General features: G+C 65.5%; 13 protein-coding genes. 6 read left to right on the forward strand and 7 right to left on the reverse strand.

The features are described 5' to 3' along the window. Positions 1-55: 55 nt before the first annotated feature. Positions 56-673 (reverse strand): RNA polymerase sigma factor, encoded by a 618-nt coding sequence (locus VT84_RS34130; protein WP_082842691.1) that lies wholly within the window; start codon positions 671-673, stop codon positions 56-58. Positions 674-964: 291 nt separating this feature from the next. Here VT84_RS34130 and tssH point away from each other — a divergent pair, with 291 nt between their 5' ends. Next, a complete protein-coding gene (gene tssH, locus VT84_RS34135; protein WP_204249838.1) occupies positions 965-3,622 on the forward strand; it encodes a type VI secretion system ATPase TssH in 2,658 nt (885 codons plus the stop codon). A gap of 123 nt (positions 3,623-3,745) precedes the next feature. Here the strand turns inward: tssH and VT84_RS34140 are convergent, their stop codons facing one another. Continuing rightward, the gene (locus VT84_RS34140; protein WP_157470154.1) at positions 3,746-4,513 is read right to left on the reverse strand and encodes a CPBP family intramembrane glutamic endopeptidase; all 768 of its coding nucleotides are present in this window, start codon (positions 4,511-4,513) and stop codon (positions 3,746-3,748) included. A gap of 127 nt (positions 4,514-4,640) precedes the next feature. Next, positions 4,641-4,934, reverse strand: a complete 294-nt coding sequence (locus VT84_RS34145; RefSeq protein ID WP_082842694.1) for a PAAR domain-containing protein — start codon at positions 4,932-4,934, stop codon at positions 4,641-4,643. A gap of 159 nt (positions 4,935-5,093) precedes the next feature. Here VT84_RS34145 and VT84_RS34150 point away from each other — a divergent pair, with 159 nt between their 5' ends. Continuing rightward, positions 5,094-6,278, forward strand: coding sequence for a hypothetical protein (locus VT84_RS34150; protein ID WP_082842695.1), 1,185 nt, complete (start codon positions 5,094-5,096; stop codon positions 6,276-6,278). Positions 6,279-6,314: 36 nt separating this feature from the next. Here VT84_RS34150 and VT84_RS34155 read toward each other — a convergent pair whose 3' ends face one another. After that, positions 6,315-9,560 (reverse strand): LamG-like jellyroll fold domain-containing protein, encoded by a 3,246-nt coding sequence (locus VT84_RS34155; protein ID WP_082842696.1) that lies wholly within the window; start codon positions 9,558-9,560, stop codon positions 6,315-6,317. A 158-nt stretch (positions 9,561-9,718) separates the two neighbouring features. Here VT84_RS34155 and VT84_RS34160 point away from each other — a divergent pair, with 158 nt between their 5' ends. After that, positions 9,719-11,146: a HEAT repeat domain-containing protein gene (locus VT84_RS34160; RefSeq protein ID WP_082842697.1), complete on the forward strand. Its 1,428-nt coding sequence runs from the start codon at positions 9,719-9,721 to the stop codon at positions 11,144-11,146. Between the two features lie 134 nt (positions 11,147-11,280). On the opposite strand, the gene VT84_RS41495 is transcribed toward VT84_RS34160, so the two are convergent. The 3 genes from VT84_RS41495 to VT84_RS34175 form a co-directional block, all read right to left on the reverse strand. Continuing rightward, complete coding sequence (locus VT84_RS41495) at positions 11,281-11,598, reverse strand: hypothetical protein (RefSeq protein ID WP_239465555.1); 318 nt, start codon at positions 11,596-11,598, stop codon at positions 11,281-11,283. Positions 11,599-11,839: 241 nt separating this feature from the next. Further along, a complete protein-coding gene (locus VT84_RS34170; RefSeq protein ID WP_239465556.1) occupies positions 11,840-12,415 on the reverse strand; it encodes a hypothetical protein in 576 nt (191 codons plus the stop codon). A 153-nt stretch (positions 12,416-12,568) separates the two neighbouring features. Further along, positions 12,569-13,024, reverse strand: coding sequence for a YaiI/YqxD family protein (locus VT84_RS34175; RefSeq protein WP_052550705.1), 456 nt, complete (start codon positions 13,022-13,024; stop codon positions 12,569-12,571). A gap of 123 nt (positions 13,025-13,147) precedes the next feature. Between VT84_RS34175 and VT84_RS34180 the strand changes: the two genes are divergently transcribed. The 3 genes from VT84_RS34180 (at position 13,148) to lnt (ending at position 16,884) form a co-directional block, all read left to right on the forward strand. Next, positions 13,148-13,669 (forward strand): hypothetical protein, encoded by a 522-nt coding sequence (locus VT84_RS34180; protein ID WP_052550703.1) that lies wholly within the window; start codon positions 13,148-13,150, stop codon positions 13,667-13,669. Positions 13,670-13,892: 223 nt separating this feature from the next. After that, the gene (gene glp / locus VT84_RS34185; protein WP_052550701.1) at positions 13,893-15,098 is read left to right on the forward strand and encodes a gephyrin-like molybdotransferase Glp; all 1,206 of its coding nucleotides are present in this window, start codon (positions 13,893-13,895) and stop codon (positions 15,096-15,098) included. A gap of 34 nt (positions 15,099-15,132) precedes the next feature. Further along, the gene (gene lnt / locus VT84_RS34190; protein WP_162271944.1) at positions 15,133-16,884 is read left to right on the forward strand and encodes an apolipoprotein N-acyltransferase; all 1,752 of its coding nucleotides are present in this window, start codon (positions 15,133-15,135) and stop codon (positions 16,882-16,884) included. The last annotated feature ends 132 nt before the right edge of the window (positions 16,885-17,016 follow it).

Genomic DNA, 17,016 nt, shown 5'->3' on the forward strand with positions numbered 1-17,016 from the left:
GTAACGACCGGAGCGGGTTTGGCCGCCCCGGTCCGCACTCATCAACCACCACCGGTTAGCTTGCGCTGCTCGCGCCCGGGCTTTCGATCGCTTTGATCTCTTCCTGAACGAGCTTCTGAACACGGTGCTTGGCGAGGTACACGTGTGACACGCGGACCCCGAGCTGGTCCGCGACGGTCTGCGGGGGCACGCCGTCGAGCGCGGCGAGCTTGAACGCCATCCAGGTGCCTTCCGCGACCCGCTCCCGCGCACGCAGGAGGGCCATTTCGAGCAGTTCCTTGTCGAAGGTCGCTTCGACCCGGGCCGCGAGGTCTTCGCGCGCCTCGATCGACTGGAGCTGATTAAAAATGCTGGTGTCACCACTCCCGCGGGTGCGGTACCCGGCCTCGGTCACGAAGTCGTGCCAGGCGTGATGCGTGAGCGTCTTCAGCCACCCGCGGAAGCTCCGGGTCGCGTCGTATTTGAATTGCGGCAGCTTTTGTGTGAGCCGCATCAGTACGTTTTGAGACACGTCCTGAGCGTCCGCCTCCTGTAGCCCCCAGTGCATGAGCCAGCTCCGGATCGCCGGGCTGTAGAGCCGGAAGAACTCGCCCCAGGAGATCTGGTCGGCCGGATCCTGGTTCAGCCGGTGGAGAAGCGTCACGCGCGTGGTGTCGGCGGAGTCGGCACCCATCCCTACGCTCCGGGGGCGAAAGTTTAGCGGCTGCTCACGGTGCGGTAAGCAGGGTTAGCTTAACTGACCGACCGCGGAACAGAAAGGGGCGGCGCACCGCGAACACCCATCGTTCCGAAAACAACCGGCGACCGAATAATTCCGGTCTTCATATTTGAACGGGCGGAACGGACCGGCGATCCCAACAAATCGACGTCTATACTCCGCCGCCGAGTCATTCGTTGCTCCGCGCCAGAAAGATTCGGCCCGTCCGTTCCGTAACCATCGTACTTCACCCGTAATCCGGAGCCGCTGATGGCCGTTTCCCCCCGCGCGCTGATCGAGAAACTGGACCCGACGTGCCGCACCACGCTCGTGGACGAGGCCATTCGCCTGTGCATGACGCGCACGCACTTCTACGTCGAACTGGAGCACTGGCTCGCCGCGCTCCTGGCGAACCCGAACAACGACGTGGGGTTCCTGCTCCGCCAGTACGCGATCGACGCCAACAAGGTGAAACGCGATCTCGACGCGGCCCTGAACCGGCTCAAAACGGGCAACACCAGCGCGCCGGGGTTGTCCACCAACATCCTCAACGCCGTCCGCGAAGCCTGGGTGTTCGGCTCGCTCGAACTCGGCGCCCCGCTGGTCCGCTCGGCCCACCTGCTGTACGCAATGCTCGCCGACGACAACATGGGCGAGCAACTGAAGCGCGCGTCGGCGGAATTTGGGCGCATCTCGAAGGAGAAGCTCGCTTCCGATATTCGCGATTTGCTGCCCGGCATGCAGAGTGAAGAAGCCGCCCAGGAAGCCAGCGCGACGGCGGTCGCCGCGGCAACCGGTGGGGGGATGACTAGTGGAGGAGGAGCGCCGCGTGCGGGGGGGAAAACACCCGCGCTCGATCAGTTCACTGTGAACCTCACCGCGAAGGCCAAGGCCGGCATGGACCCGGTGATCGGGCGCGACTCTGAGATCCGGCAAGTGATCGACATTCTCACGCGGCGCCGGCAAAACAACCCGATCCTTACGGGTGAGGCCGGTGTCGGTAAGACGGCCGTCGTTGAGGGCCTGGCCCAGCGGATCGCGGCGGACGACGTGCCCGAGCCGCTTCGCAACGTACAACTCCACACGCTCGATCTTGGCTTGCTTCAAGCCGGGGCCGGGGTCAAAGGCGAGTTCGAGAACCGGCTGAAGTCGGTCATCGACGAGGTGAAGCGCTCACCGATGCCGATCATCCTGTTCATTGACGAGGCCCACACGCTCATCGGTGCCGGCGGGCAGGCCGGGCAGAACGACGCGGCCAACCTGCTCAAGCCGGCCCTCGCACGCGGCGAGCTGCGCACCATCGCGGCCACCACGTTCGCCGAGTACAAGAAGTATTTCGAGACGGACGCCGCGCTCAAGCGCCGGTTCCAACAGGTGAAGGTGGATGAGCCCGACGAGCAGAAGGCGATCCGGATGCTCCGCGGGCTGGTGCCGATGCTCGAAAAACACCACAAGGTCCGCATTCTCGATGAGGCTATCGTCGACGCCGTGCGGCTCTCGACGCGGTACATGCCGGACCGCCAGCTCCCCGATAAGGCGGTGAGCCTCATCGATACGGTGTGCGCCCGCGTCGCGCTGAGCCAGTCCGCAACTCCGCCCGCACTCGATGACACCAACCGCGAACTTCAGCACCTCAAGACGGAAATCGACTTCCTCGAACGCGAGGGCCGCGTATCGACCGGGAACCCGGAGCGCGTCGCGGACCTCACGAGCCGCAAGGAAGTAGCCGAGAGCCGAAAGGCCGCGCTCGAAGAACAACTCAAAAAGGAAAAGGAACTCGTTACGCAGATCCGCGACAAGCGCGCAGCGATCGAGAAGACCGGGGCCGATGCGCCCGAAGCAGAAAAGCTCGCCCTCGCCGAACTCAACTCGACTCTCACGAAGGTGCAGGGCGAAAACCCGCTTGTGTACCCCGTGGTTCACGGCGGCGCGGTGGCCCAAGTCGTCTCCGGGCTGACCGGCATCCCGATGGGCAAAATGGTCCTCGACGCGGTGCAGACCGTTCTCAAACTGGCGGACAAGCTCGAAGAACGTGTCGTCGGTCAGAAGCACGCGCTCGAAGCGATCGCGCAGCGCATTCGCACCGCCCGCGCGGACCTCGCGGACCCGCGGCGCCCGCAGGGGGTGTTCCTGCTCGCCGGGCCGAGCGGCGTCGGCAAAACCGAAACGGCGATGGCCCTCGCCGACCTGCTCTACGGCGGCGACCGGAACATGGTCATCGTGAACATGAGCGAGTACAAGGAGTCGCACAAGGTCTCGCGCCTGGTCGGTACGTCCAAGGGTTACGTCGGTTACGGCGAGGGCGGCGTCCTCACGAACGCGGTCAAGAACCGGCCGTACAGCGTGGTGCTCCTCGACGAAGTGGAGAAGGCCCACGAGAGCGTGCAGGAGATCTTCTACCAGGTGTTCGACAAGGGCGTGCTCCAGAACGACGACGGCGAGGACGTGAACTTCAAGAACACCATCATCCTGCTCACGTCCAACGCCGGTACCGACACGATCATGAAGGCGTGCGCCGACCCCGATACCGCGCCTTCGCCCGAAGGTCTCGCCGAGATGCTGAAGCCCGATCTCTTGAAGGCGTTCAAGCCGGCGCTGCTCGGTCGCATGACGGTCGTGCCGTACTACCCGCTCGGCGATTCGGTGCTGAAGAAGATCATCGAACTGAAGCTGAAGCAGATCGGGGACCGCCTCAAAACGAACTACAAGGCCGCGTTCAACTGCACGCCGGCGGTGGTGGACACGATCGCGGCGCGCTGCAAGGACGTGGATAGCGGCGCCCGCAACGCGGACCACATCATTACCGGCACCGTGCTCACGATGATCTCGGCAGAGGTGCTCACCCGCGTCGCTGAAGGCAAGCAGGTGACGAAGGTGACCGTGGACGTGGACACCAAGTCGCAGTTCGTGGTCACCGTGGAGTGACCGGGCGAACGGCCGGTGTGAGCCGGCCGGTGGATTTTGTCACAGACACCCGCTCGTTAACACGCGCGGTTCGCCAAGGCGCTTGGCGAACCGCGCGTGAGAGACATCAGACCCTGGTCTCTCTCACGGGCTGTCCGACCCCGATTGCGGTTCGGGTTGCTTTGCGGCCACCATCTCGTTGCCGCCTGTCGGCTCCTCGCGCAGCGCCAGCCACGCGAGAATCCCGCCGTGGAGGTCTACAAGGACGTGCAGCGCAATCGCCGGCCAAAGGGAGTCGAAAATCGCCACGACTAGCGCGAAGAACACACCGAGGATTCCGACACGCAGGACGCCGCTCCACCCCTGATAAGCGTGCAGCACCGCGAATACCAGAACGGACACCGCAGCGGCGCCCCACCAGCCGATCCACGGCGCGAAGGCCCAAATGAAGTACCCGCGAAACAGGAACTCTTCGCAGAACCCTGCGGTCAGCGCCACACCGCCGAACCAGTACAGTTCCGCCCGCGTCCGCGGCATGATGTCGGTGGTGAGTTCTCCGATCTGTTCACGCACGCTCGCTCTGGCCGCAGAGTTGCGTGCGACTGTCACGATCGTCTGGGCGGCATAAGCCAACAGCAGCAGGATCAGGGCGACGGACACCCACAACCGCCAGCCGTTGGGCACCGAGAACCCGAGCGACGTCCAGGATCGGTCGTTGGACAGCCAGAGTACGAACCCGATTGCGACCAGCACCCATAACCAACCGATCGACAGCGCCCAGAACCGCGTCTTCGCCCGAACCGGGTCAACTCGCAACTGGCGGCGGTACGCGGGCCAGGAAATGACGTAGTCGTACAACGGCACGGCGACCGCGAATAGGGCCACGTAGAGCAGGTCGAGAGGTGTGACCATCGGTGCCCCGCGGCCGTCGGGAACCAAACATCCAACCCTATCTCCACGCCTCCCGCACTACCACGTCCGCATTTGTTGGAGCCACATACCGAGTAGACGCCACAACGAAATCCACCGGCCGGCTCGTCTATCCCCCGATCAACACGGTCGGGCACCCCAACACCACCACGCCCCCGTGCGCGGTACTGTCGCCGAGGCGCACGGCCGGGGTGCCGCCGATCATCACTGTGGCGGACCCTTTTACCAGGCTGTCCGGCGGGCCGACGCACACGGCCATGTCGCCGACGTGCGCGGCCGGCAGCGAGGCGATAAGAACCGTGGGTGCTCCCGGTCCCGCAATCGGGCCGCCGACGTGGGGGATGATGCCCGTGACCATCGGGCACGTGTGCATATCCGTGAGGCGCGCGGCCGGCATTCCCATAACGACGCTCCCATAAATGGTCCTGAGATGATACTCCAGAACCGCGCACGAAGTTGCACCGTTCTCCAAATGCCCCACCCATCCGGCCCGCGACGCTCGCGCGCGGCGGTGCTACACTGAGGACATCCCACCCTCAGAGCATTCGCCGGAGCACCGCCGATGTACGATCCCGCTGAACCGCAGGCGCCCGCGATCAGCGACGCCGCGTTCGACCGATTGAAGGGCGCTCTCGCGGAGCGCGGGCCGACCGCCGCGGTGGACGAGCTTGTTGCCGAACTGCGCCGGGCCGAAGACTTTCAGGGCCTGTTCTATGCGCTCCTCATGAAGAAGCGGATCGAACTCGGTGTCTCGCCCTTTCCCACGGGGCCGGCGAACGAACTGCCGGTTCACACGCACGAGCCCTACGAAGAAGCGATCCGCACTGCCGGGCGGCACGTCGGTGAACTGCTCCTCGCGCGCAAGGAGTACGCGAAGGCGTGGGCCTTCTACCGGATGCTCGGCGAACCCGAACCGGTGCGAGCGGCGCTTGAAGCGTACACGCCCGGTCCCGACGACGACGTGTACCCGGTCATTGAGATCGCGTGGCAGAACGGCGTGCTGCCCCAAAAGGGCTTCGACCTCGTGCTGGACCGGCACGGCATCTGTTCGGCCATCACGATGGTCGGCGGTTCGGACCTCGCGTCGAACCCGGAGTTGCGTGAATACTGCGTCGGCCGACTCGCGACCGCGCTTCACGAGCAGCTCACCGAGCGCCTGAAGGGTGATCTCGCCGGGCGCGACACCCCCGCGGCGGCCGGCGCGGGTATTACACAGATCGTGAACTCGCACCCGGAATTGTTCGCAGACGATGCGTACCACATCGACACGTCGCACCTGTCGAGTGTAGTGCAGATGAGCACTTATCTCCCCGCCGGCCCCGCGCTGAATTATGCCCGCGACCTGTGCGTTTACGGGCGCAAACTCGCGCCGAATCTCCAGGGCAACAACGACGCACCCTTTGAAGAGAACTACGACGACTACTTGGCCTACCTGAACGTGCTTGCTGGTGAGCAGGTTGAAGAGGGGCTGGCGCGGTTCGAGGCGAAGGCCGCGCGCGAAGCCGCCGAGGGCGCGACCTACGCGGCGCAGGTGTACGTGAATTTGCTCCTGCGTGCAAACCGTCCGGGCGAAGCGCTGGCGGCCGCGCGGCGGTTCCTGCTCGCGGAAGACGAGCGCAACTTGATCTGCCCCGGCGTGAACGAACTCGCCCGGCGCACGGGCGACTTCACCGCAATGGCCGAAGCCGCGAAAGCCCGCAACGACGCCGTCGGGTTCCTCGCGGGCCTCATCGCGGCCAAAGAGTAGTTGTTTCTGGGACTGCGGGCGAGCGGTTCCGATCCGTCACTCGTCGATCGGTGGTGTATTGGCTTTCCGCTCGCGCGGCGCTGGGGCCATCGGGAGGCGCGGGGCCGGCTTCGGGAGTGGCGGGCGCCCGTCGTCGACCCGGAGCACGGCGCCCGATCGGAACACGATGAACCGCCCGTCCGGACTGGGCCAACACGGGCCACCAATCCGCAAGTCCGGCGCTTCTTCAAGGGACGCGAGTTCCCCCAACTGAGCCGGTTCCCGCGCCGCGTCGAGTAGCGCGACGCGGTTCCGAATTCGTTCCGCCACGTTCGCCGGCTCCTCGGAATCGGACACCACGAGGTATCGCCCGTCGGCCGACACGCGCATGTGCGATGTGGCGCCGACCGGCGCCGGTCGGTAGCGTTTGGTGTTCGTGGCGAGGTCAAATTCCCAGATCCCCAACGGCCCACCGGAAACGAACAGGCGGCCGTCCGGGTGCCACGCGGCCGGTTGGGGGGCGCGCCAGTTGGCGATCGGCAGCGGGAGCACTTTTGACTTCCAGGTTGCCACGTCCACTTCCAGCACCCCGACCTGCTCTTGGGGCACGTTCGCGCCGCGACTGGAGGTGACCGTTCGCAGCGTTTTGCCGTCGGGCGACACCCAGAGTGGCCCCATCCACGACGAGACGGTGGGTGCCAGTACTCCGCGCGGGGCCGAGTCCAGTTCGGCTCCGACCTGGCACACCCACACGCCCGGTAGGGGCCGGCCGATTCCCGTCGGGGGCGGTTCGAGTTGGGACGGGCCGCGCGAGTCGAGATAGTACAGGCCTTTCCCGTCGGGTGCGAGCGCGGCGTCGTAGGCCTGTACGGTGGCACCCGGGCGGGTCGGTTTCATTTGCGCCACGGGGCGCAAACTTGCTCCGCCGGGTTCCGGCAGCGCACCGAGATCGAATGCGTAGAGGAACCCGGTGGAATCGGTTTTGTACTGCAGGGGGGAGCCGCCGATAGGGGTGTAGTCGATCGGCAGATACAAGCGGTTGCTTTTAGGGTCCAGAAGTGGAGAGCCGCCCCGCACGGGGCGCTCGACGCGGGCACGCTGTGCCGGGAGCGAGTAGCGCTCCCCCGACTGGAAGCTCGGGTACGAGTACGACCGGATGTACGATTGCTTCTCGACGGCCCCTAGTCGCACCTCGACGGAGCGCCAGTACCCGTTGGCCGCGGTCACAACCCACATCGTTTCACGAGCCGGGTCGAACGCGACGCCGTTGTTCGCATCGATGGTGGCTTCCGGGACGAGTCGAACGGGTCTGGTTCCCGCGGGCGGGCGCGTACCGGTGCCCGCGAGGTACCGGATCTCCGAATCCGTCAGCGCGCGCCCGAACGCGCACACGCCGTCAAGGGCCGAGATCGGCAGGTCGGGATCGGGCACGTCGTAGGCGCCATCTTTCAGGTTGTTTTGAACGAACGGATCGGGTTCCCCCACGAGCGCCCGTACCGGAACTGAGTGGCCGAAAACTAGCACCCGTTGCTCATCCCGTTCCCCGCGTGCGGTCCCGAACGGGTACGACGCGACCGGTGTTCCATCCAGGTACAGGGTGATCGTCACTCGCTCTCCGTTGGCTCGTCGCGTCACGGCGAGGTGGTGCCACAATTCGTCCGGTGCCCAATCTGCAATCAGCGGCGCGATCTTTTGAGGGCCGATCCGCCCCGACGGATAGACGTTGGCCAGAACGCGATCGAAGGCGCGGGCCTGGGTGTCTGTTACCCCCGCGCTAAATTGCGATACCCCACCGCCCCCCCCGTTCGCTGTGCGCACGGTGACGAGTTCACACGCCGTGTCCCGCACCTTGATCCACCCGGCGACGGTGACCGTTTTGTCGCTCGCGAGCAACTCGGGCGGGACGATTTCGCGCGCGGGTGAAATGCCCCCCGGGCGCGCGGGCAGGTACACGGCGTTTCCGCGGACCCCGGGTCCGAGTATTGTCCCGATCGGCACCGTAGCCGCGCCTTTCGGGAGCATTGGTGTAGCCTTGTCTTCGAGTGCCTCGCACGGGAGGTGGAGCAGCAAACCGGGTAGCTCGCTGGGGTCGGGTGGTACCGGGCCGGGACGTGCGGCCTGGAACCGCGCCGCTTTCGCCTCGGCCTTGCGCCGGCGGATTTCTTCGGCCGCGCGCTTCTCTGCTGCTAAGCGCTCCTGTTCTTTCCGCCGTTCCACTTCCGCACGGGCCTCTTCTTCTGCGGCTCGGGCGCGCTCGGTCTGCTCGCGCTCGTCCCGTTCCTTTTGGAGCCGGGCCTGTTTTTCAGTGCGCTTCTCGCCTTCCGCGCGCTTTTGCCCGGCGGCCTTCAGGCGCGGGTCGGTTATCTCGAACGAGTCGAGGAACCGCCGCGCGTTCTCGTTGCCGGGCCGGGCGAACCGGCCGCCCGCGATGAGCACGTACACGCGCCCGTCGGCGACGACGATCCGGGACACGTACCACCCGCCGCTCTTGGCGCTGAACTCGACCTCGCGCGCCGGGAACCCGCCCACGGTCATGTCCTTCTGGCTGAGCACCGCGCGCACGTCGCCGGTGGTTTGCATCCCCTTCACGGCTTCGTCGATCTGTTGCTGGTCGGTGCCGAATCGCTGCCCGGCGGGCGGGGTGTCGCCGTAAACGACCGCGAACTCTTCGGCCCGGCTGATCAGGATCGTGCCCTCCATTTGCACGCTGGGGTCGCGCTCCTTCCCCGCTAGTTTCGGCAAATCGTTGCGCGGAGCGGCCGGCAGGTCGACTTTGAAGCCCCCCTTCGCGGACTCGTGCTTCTGCCACTTGGCGCCGGGGAGCAGCAGGTACAGCCCGCCGCAACACCCGAACGTGAGGAGCACCAACAGCCCGCCGCACACCACCAGCCAAAAGAACATCCCGCGGCCCGGCGGTGGGGCCGGTGGTCGGCGCCGGCGCCGCGGGCGCTCGTCATCGCGATCGCGGTCTCGGTCGCGCGCGCGGTCGTAAGAATCGTCCCGGTCGCGGTTCCGGCGCCGGGGGCTCAGTTCAAAGTCCGGGTGCCGGTCCGGGGAGTGATACGGGTCTGCGTCGCGGAATAGAGATTGGTTCGGATCGGTCGTGTTCTCGCTCGCGCTTGGCGCTGGTGCGTCGGGCGGTGCGACCGGAACAACCGATTGAGTAAGGGGATCAGGTGCGTTCGGCTCGTTCGGTACCCGCAACATGGTCTGGCACGATCCGCACCGGATCACGCGGCCCGCGAAATCGTCCTCCACGCGGAGCGTGCCGTTACACGTGGGGCAAACGAACTCGATGGGCATTTCCGGTCCTCGGGGCGGCGCGAATGGTTGATATGTTAGCGGCCTCCCCGTGCCCCGGGCTACCGAAATGGACCGGTCACATGACGTTGCCGCGGCGCCAACGCAGCGGGTATGCTTAACGTTAGTCAGTATCGGGGAAGAGTCACCGAGGTATCGATATGCAACCCGCCTCGCCGTCCGTTACCCCTCCCGGTCGTGGGGGCCGGGTCGCTGCGCTCCGCGGCACCTGCGCACTTCTGCTCGCGGTGTTCGTCGCGACCCTCGTAAGCGCGCAACCGCCCGCTCCGGGCGCCGCCCAGCCGAAAAAGGAACCGGACCAAAAGGAGCCGGAGAAAAAGGAACCGGCCAAGCTGGAAACGCGGTGGCCCACCGACATCAACGGTAAGGACCTCAAGACCGTGATGAAGGACATGGAAGACCCGGACCCGGCCACCCGCGAGTTCGCGGCGCGCACGCTGTCGAGCTTCGGCCCGCCCGCCCAGAAGGGTGACGTGAGCAAGCTCCTCCTGCGGCGCATGACCGCCGAGCGCGACCCCACCGTGCGGTTCGCCGTGTACGGCGCTGTCGGGGCGATCGCGTTCGACGCGGAGGCCGACAACAAAGAGGCCCTCCGCATCCTGGCCGACGTGGTGGACACGGGGGTGAACGGCGGCGCCTCGCGCTACCAGGCGGTCCAAACGATCACAATGTTCGGCCCACGGGCTTACGAAACGATCGTGAAGCTCACCGGGGTCGCGATGACGGACGCCTCCTACGAGACGCGCCGGGCCATCGCGGGCGCGCTCGGCCGGGTCGCGTTCAGCGAGACGACCGGCCCGAACATGAAGGCCCTCACCGCCCTGGCCGACGTGCTCGCGAAAGACGTGAGCGCCCCCGTGCGCATGGAGGCGCTCCAGTCGCTCATGCTCCTCGGCCCGCCCTGGGACGGAGTGAAGAAAGCGGACTCGAAAGTGGACCCGCCCATCAACGCGAAATCGGCCGCGGTCATCATCTCGTACATGAAGCACCGGGTCGGCGAGCCCAAGACGAAGACCCCGGGGCTGGAGAAGGACCGGCAGGTCGAGATCTGGGCGCGCCTCGTCCTGATGCGGTTCGATCCCCGGGAAATCAACGATGACAACATGGAGGCCTTCGCCCGCCACTTGAGTGGGGCCGAAGTGGGTGTCAAGGCCCAGGCGCTCCAGGCGCTCAGTTTCATGGGCGAATCGGGCGCGAAGAAACTGAACGCGGTGGTGCGCTTGCTCGGTGACAAGGATCAGCCGCTCCAACTCACCATTACGGCGATCAACACGATCGCCGCGATGGGCGCCGGGGCGAAGCCCGCGATCCCGGACCTGAAGAAGCTCGCGGCGGACACGGGGAAGGTCATCGACACGCTGAAGGACCAGGAGCGGAAAGCCGCCGAAGGGCTGCTCAAACTGAAGGACCAGGAGCGCCGCGTCGCCGAGGAGATGCTGAAGGTCAAGGAGCACGAGCGGCGGACCAACGAGGAACTCGTGAAGTTGGTCGAACGAGCGATCAAGCACATCGAGAGCGCGAAGTCCACCAGCCCCGCGGTCGCTCAGCCGGAACCGAAGAAGCAGTAGTGCTGGCGATTGAGTCACGTCAGGATCATCGGGTCTAACGCAACGAGCCGCGCTCCTGGTGGGCGCGACTCGTTGCGTTAGGCCCGTTTCAGTTCCCCGTTGCGATCGAACGGGCCGCTCCCTTGCCAGTAGTTTCAAGGCATTGCCGCGTTTGTAAGTGCATAGTTGGTCAGGGTGATACACCGCGTGCGTGGGTACCGTGAGCGGATGCGTTGTGTGAGCCAGTCGAGCACCTCGACCAACGGGAGTTCGCGCGCCCACGCATTCGGGTTCCGGTTCCAGGCGCGGGCGATCCGGAGTGCCAAGCACACCCACACCTGGGGCAACAGCAGCGCCACCCTTCCAACAGCAACCGGTGCTCGGGCCTGGTCCTTCTGCCGGTAGCTCGTTTCGATCCCGAACCGCTCCCGGTACCGGCGCCGTCCCAGCCGCGCGCGCGTCGCCTCGGACACCGCCCCCGGGTCGCCCCGACCCGAGAACGCATACACCCGCGCGTGCGATTCACCCGTGCGGTGCCCACACCAGCACCCGTGTGGGCACCGCCTTGCGGCTCTTCTCGGTCACCCATTCCATCGTGGCGATCGTGCCCGACGGGTGCGTGTCGCGCGCGTTGCGCCGGTTCGTACCCTTGCCTTCTTGCGCATCGGGACCGCGTAGCTCCGGTTCCGTTCCTGTAACAGTAACAGGGGCTCCTCACGATCGAACCCGGCGCCCGGAACCACTCCACCGACGGTTCGCCCGCGCGAGGCCACGTGGTCCAGAAGGGCCGCACCGGATCGTGCGGCTCGGCGCCCTTGCGGAGCGCCAACAACCCGACCGTCGGCGCGTGTGGATCCGAGCACACGTGGCGTAGGCGTGGGAGAACGCGGTTCCGGCCTTCTTGGGTCCGCCGAGGATTCCCGGGGTGGTGCGGTCCCCATAAAAGGGCACGTAATGCAGGTCGATGGCGACGGTCCACCGGCGTTTCCGGTCCCGGCGCGTGAACCCCGCCACCGGGTGAAGGGCATCGACCAACCGGGCCGTGCGTTGGTCCCCGGAGCCCCGGTTGGCACGAACGGCCTGTCGTGCGGTCTCGTGTGAGAACCCGAAGTACCGGGTGACCACCGCGAACAGGGGGCGCGTGGTGCGCGCGACCCGCAGCACCAGGTCGAGTAACTGGGGGCCGGTGGCGGACCCCTTGTAGTCGGTCCAACCGAGGGCCCGTTCCAAGGTCCGGCGCGTCACCGCGTGGACCGCTGCCGGGGTGATCGTAGAGTAACCGTGCCGCATGGGAGCGTCCCGTTCAAGTGCCTGAGAACCTTGAACTTAGGAGCTCCCATGCGGCACGGCCAAATCCCTTGAAACTACTGGCAAGGGAGCGGCTCGTCCCAAACGACCCGTTAAAGCCACCGAGCACCCGTTTGCTCGACGCGCGGCACCGCGTTACCTCGACGCGGCCCGGCGCGCGGCGTTGACCGCTTCATCGAGTTTCGCCAGGAACCGGGAGCGGTCCTTTGGGGTCATCGGTGCCGGTCCGCCGGCCGCTTGTCCCATAGCCCGCAGTTCTTCCATCAGGTCGCGCGTGGCGACCGCTTCACCGATGCTGTTAGCGTCGAGTAACCGGCCCTTCGGATCGAGAGCCACGGCCCCGCTCGCGACGCAGCGCGCGGCCAGCGGAACGTCGGCCGTGATGCAGATGTCACACGGACCGATTTCGCCCGCGATCCAGTCGTCGGCCGCACCGAACCCCGTGCGCACGACTAGTTCGACCAACGGCTCAACGGGCACGCGCATCGTACTATTGGCAACGACGAGCACTTTCATCGCGTGGCGTCGCGCGACCTTGTACACCTCGTCCTTGACCGGACACGCATCGGCATCGATGTAAATCGTTAGCATTCATCTCCTTAAAGATCGATCTCGGTCACATTAAACACACTCGGGACGCCCCGCGAACCGTTCTCGGCGCACCAATTGCAGCGTTTTCGAGTAGCCCAAGCCGAGTACAAACGAGGGTACGTCATGTGGGCGCATGATAACAAGTCGCCGACCGCGGACGTGATTGCGGCCTTCGACAACCAAGACGATGCGGACGAGGCTCTGCTCCAGTTGCGCCTCGCCGGGTTCCGGGACAAGCAAATCGGTTACACAGGGCGGCTCGCGAACGGTCACACCACGGACCTGATGGAACGTGACCACTCGTTCGCCGGGGCGACCTTGGGGGGAATCATCGGGGCGGCGCTCGGTGTCGCAATCGCGCCCGGACTGGCCCGACTGATGTCCCCACCGACCGGCCCGAGTGATTTATTCTACCTGGAAATCACCTGTGCCGTGTTCGGGGCGCTGTTCATCAGCTTCGTCGGCGGATGGATCGGAATGAGCATGCACCGACGCGGCGTAGATGCTCCCGCTCCCGCACCCGGCGACGGGCCGTTCGTCTTGGCAGTGAACTCGGGTAACGCACGCGACCGCGCGTGGTCGATCCTGCATCAACACGGACACGATCTGGCATCGGGACCAACAATGCAGCCTGGGGCGATGTAAGCTCAGGTACATCGTTTAACCGCCCGCGGATGAACTTATCTGCGGGCGAGCCTTCCTTTCTCGACACCTCACAACCCCTATCAGTCATTTCTCTTCGGTCACGAATGCTCCCAGTGGGGGGCGTGGAACGTCCGCACTTTGCTGCGTTAAGATGGCTTCTGCAATCGAAATCGCTCAATTCTCCGGTATCGGTATACCATCCGAATCCACCCGGGAGGTTCCGATGCGCGAAGTTGCCGACGCGCTGGCCATTGTGCTGGAGCACGTGAAGCCGCTGAAGTCCGAAGTGACCACACTCGCGGCCGACGTACTCGGGCAGGTGCTCGCGGCCGATGTCGTTACAGACACGGATTCGCCGCCGTTCTCGAAGTCGCTACGCGACGGATTCGCGGTACGGGCTGCGGATTGCGCTTCGCCGAACACGGAACTGCGGGTGATCGAAGAAGTACCCGCCGGGAAGATGCCCGCGAAATCGGTTGGGGCCGGCGAAGCGAGCCGCATCTTCACGGGAGCGCCGATCCCCGACGGCGCGGACGCGATCGTAATGCAGGAGGACACCCAAACACTGGAAGGCGGTCGCGTTCGCGTTACTGATCCGGACGTGAAGCCGCGCCAGTACGTGTACGCACGCGGCACGGAGATGCGGGCCGGCGAACCGGTTATGACCGTCGGTACGGTGATTAACCCGGCCGCGTTGGGCGTACTGGCGAACGTCGGACAAACCACAGTCTCTGTGTTTCCGCGGCCGCGTGTCGGCATCATCGCTACCGGCGACGAACTGGTCGAAGCAAGCGAGAAGCCGAGCGCCGGCCAGATTCGCAACTCGAACGGGCCGATGCTCACGGCCCAAACCATTCGCGGCGGAGGGTTTCCGCAGTATCTCGGTATCGCGAAGGACGATCGCGCCGTCACAAAAGCGCTCATCGCAAAGGGACTCGCCGAATCTCACGTGTTGCTGATCGCAGGGGGAGTGTCGGTTGGCGATTTTGACCTCGTTCCCAACGTGCTCAAGGAACTCGGAGTCTCCTTTCACGTGCAACAAGTACGAATGAAACCGGGCAAACCACTGCTGTTCGGCACCACCGAAACCGGCGTGTTGGTGTTCGGATTGCCCGGCAATCCGGTGAGTTCGTTCGTGGGGTTTGAACTCTTCGTGCGACCCGCGCTCCGAATCCTGGGTGGACACGAAGCCCCTGGTCCGCGCAAAATCCGTCTACCGGTGACGGAGGGGCTGGCCGAGAGCAACGACCGCCCGACGTACAAACCGGCGCAGTTGGTGCCGGGCGAAACGGGCTGGAGCGTGCGGCCGCTGCCGAATTCCGGTGCGCCGGACCTGGCCGGCTTGCAACCGGCCGACGCGCTGCTCGTGCTGCCCGCCGGCGAAGCCCGCGTCGATCGCGGTACACTCATGGAAGTGGTGCTGCTGTAACTGGCGCCCCCGTCCGAATTTGGAAGGACTCCGCGTGAAGACTCACGTGTTCCTGCCCGCGATCGCCTCCGGCGCACTGCTGTGGGCCGCGTTCTTCCCACTCGACCTGGGAGTGCTCGGCTTCGTCGCGCTCGTTCCGTGGCTGACGCTCGTGCGCGCACCCGTCTCGAACCGTCGGCGCTACTTCGCGGCCTATCTCGGCGGGGTCGTGTTTTTCACGCTCGCGACGAACTGGGTCCGCGTCGCGCACCCCAACATGTTCATGTCGTGGTTCGGCCTCGCGGTGGTCATGCCGGTGTTCTGGCTGGCCGCACTCGCGATCATTCGGCGCCTCGACCGCGTTGGGGCGCCGATGGCGCTCTCGGTGCCGGTCGCGTGGGTGGCAATGGAATACTTCCGGATGCACTTCCCAACCGGCTTCCCGTTCATGAAGCAGATCGGCGCGTACCAGATGATCGGCTTCGGCTGGTACTATCTTGGCTACACGCAGCACTCGTTCCTGCAACTGATTCAGATCGCGGACTTCGGCGGCGTGTATGTGGTGTCGTTCGTCGTCGGTGCAGTGAACGGCGCGCTGGCGGAGTGGATCAGAAGACCTACCCCCGAAGGAACAGCGGCGGCTTCGCCAGCGCCACAAGTGAAGGCCGCCCGAACCGGAGGGCTCGTCTTCGCTCTCGCGCTCGTCGGTACGAGCATCGGCTACGGCTACTGGCGCTTCGATCACACCGCGTTTACCGACGGCCCACTGGTCGCGGCGATTCAGGGGAACGTGTCGCAGGGCGACAAGATGGGAGACACGGCCAAGCTCGTTAGCTCGTACAGCCAGTTGCACATGACGGCCTTCAACGAGAAGCCGCGCCCGGATCTTATTATTTGGCCGGAAACGTGTTGCCCGGTGGACTGGTGCAGCGTCGCACCGGGAGCAAAGGGAGAAGACGCACCGGAGGAATTCCAGCGCTGGCGGTTGATCTCACGGAAAGAGTTTTTGGAACGCGACTGGAACACGCCGGTGCTGTTCGGACTGAACGGTTTGGAGTGGGACGGGGCGCGCGTGTGGAAGTACAACTCCGCGTTCATGGTGAAGCCCGCTCCGAAGCCCGAAGGGTGGCTGCCCGGCGATCCGGTTCTCTTCCCCAGCGCGCCCGTGGACCGCTACGACAAGATGCACCTCGTTCCGTTCGGCGAGTACGTGCCGCTCGGTGAACAACTGCCGTTCATGGCGTGGTTCACGCCCTACAAGAAGGGCTACGAGTGTCGGCCCGGCGAAAAGTGGACGCGGTTCCCGCTCACCACGCGCGACGGGCGTCCGTTCACGTTCGGGTGTCTCATCTGCTACGAAGACTCCGACCCGTACCTCGCGCGGCAGTACGTCGCAAGCGAGCCGGTGGACTTCCTCGTGAACATCTCCAACGACGGCTGGTTCGATGGCACCGAGGAGCACGAGCAGCACCTCGCGATTTGTCGGTTCCGCGCGATCGAAGCCCGGCGCGCCGTGGTGCGCAGCGTGAACATGGGCATTTCGGGGCTGATCGACGCCGACGGGCGCGTGGTCACCTTACCGCGGCAACTCACCCGCGACAGCAACGACAAGCTCACGCTGAAAGAAAAGCCCCAGGGTGAGTGGTCCGAGGCCAAGAAAATTGATGGCGTCATGACCGCAACCGTACCCATCGACACGCGCCGCCCGCTGTACGCGAGCCTCGGCGACTGGGTGCCCGCCGGGTGCTGGCTGATCGCACTCGTGGGCGTGGTGGCCAGTTTGGTGAAGCGGAAAGTGGCCGTGTGACTGTAGATAACGTCCAGTAGCATTCGGCGCGAAACTGCGGGCGGGATGCCCGCGGTCCCAGGCAAGGAGGCCGCCAATTCGACTCGCGTCGCTGATTCGCGTTCGCTTTGCGCTCCCCGCACCGCGGTTGAC

It is taken from the genome of Gemmata sp. SH-PL17, from assembly GCF_001610855.1.
GTDB lineage: Bacteria > Planctomycetota > Planctomycetia > Gemmatales > Gemmataceae > Gemmata > Gemmata massiliana.

Coding starts and splice junctions, on each gene's coding strand:
- VT84_RS34130 (WP_082842691.1), bottom strand. CDS start 673: ATGGGTGCCGACTCCGCCGACACCACGCGCGTGACGCTTCTCCACCGG.
- VT84_RS34140 (WP_157470154.1), bottom strand. CDS start 4,513: ATGGTCACACCTCTCGACCTGCTCTACGTGGCCCTATTCGCGGTCGCC.
- VT84_RS34145 (WP_082842694.1), bottom strand. CDS start 4,934: ATGGGAATGCCGGCCGCGCGCCTCACGGATATGCACACGTGCCCGATG.
- VT84_RS34150 (WP_082842695.1), top strand. CDS start 5,094: ATGTACGATCCCGCTGAACCGCAGGCGCCCGCGATCAGCGACGCCGCG.
- VT84_RS34155 (WP_082842696.1), bottom strand. CDS start 9,560: ATGCCCATCGAGTTCGTTTGCCCCACGTGTAACGGCACGCTCCGCGTG.
- VT84_RS34160 (WP_082842697.1), top strand. CDS start 9,719: ATGCAACCCGCCTCGCCGTCCGTTACCCCTCCCGGTCGTGGGGGCCGG.
- VT84_RS34170 (WP_239465556.1), bottom strand. CDS start 12,415: ATGCGGCACGGTTACTCTACGATCACCCCGGCAGCGGTCCACGCGGTG.
- VT84_RS34175 (WP_052550705.1), bottom strand. CDS start 13,024: ATGCTAACGATTTACATCGATGCCGATGCGTGTCCGGTCAAGGACGAG.
- VT84_RS34180 (WP_052550703.1), top strand. CDS start 13,148: ATGTGGGCGCATGATAACAAGTCGCCGACCGCGGACGTGATTGCGGCC.
- glp (WP_052550701.1), top strand. CDS start 13,893: ATGCGCGAAGTTGCCGACGCGCTGGCCATTGTGCTGGAGCACGTGAAG.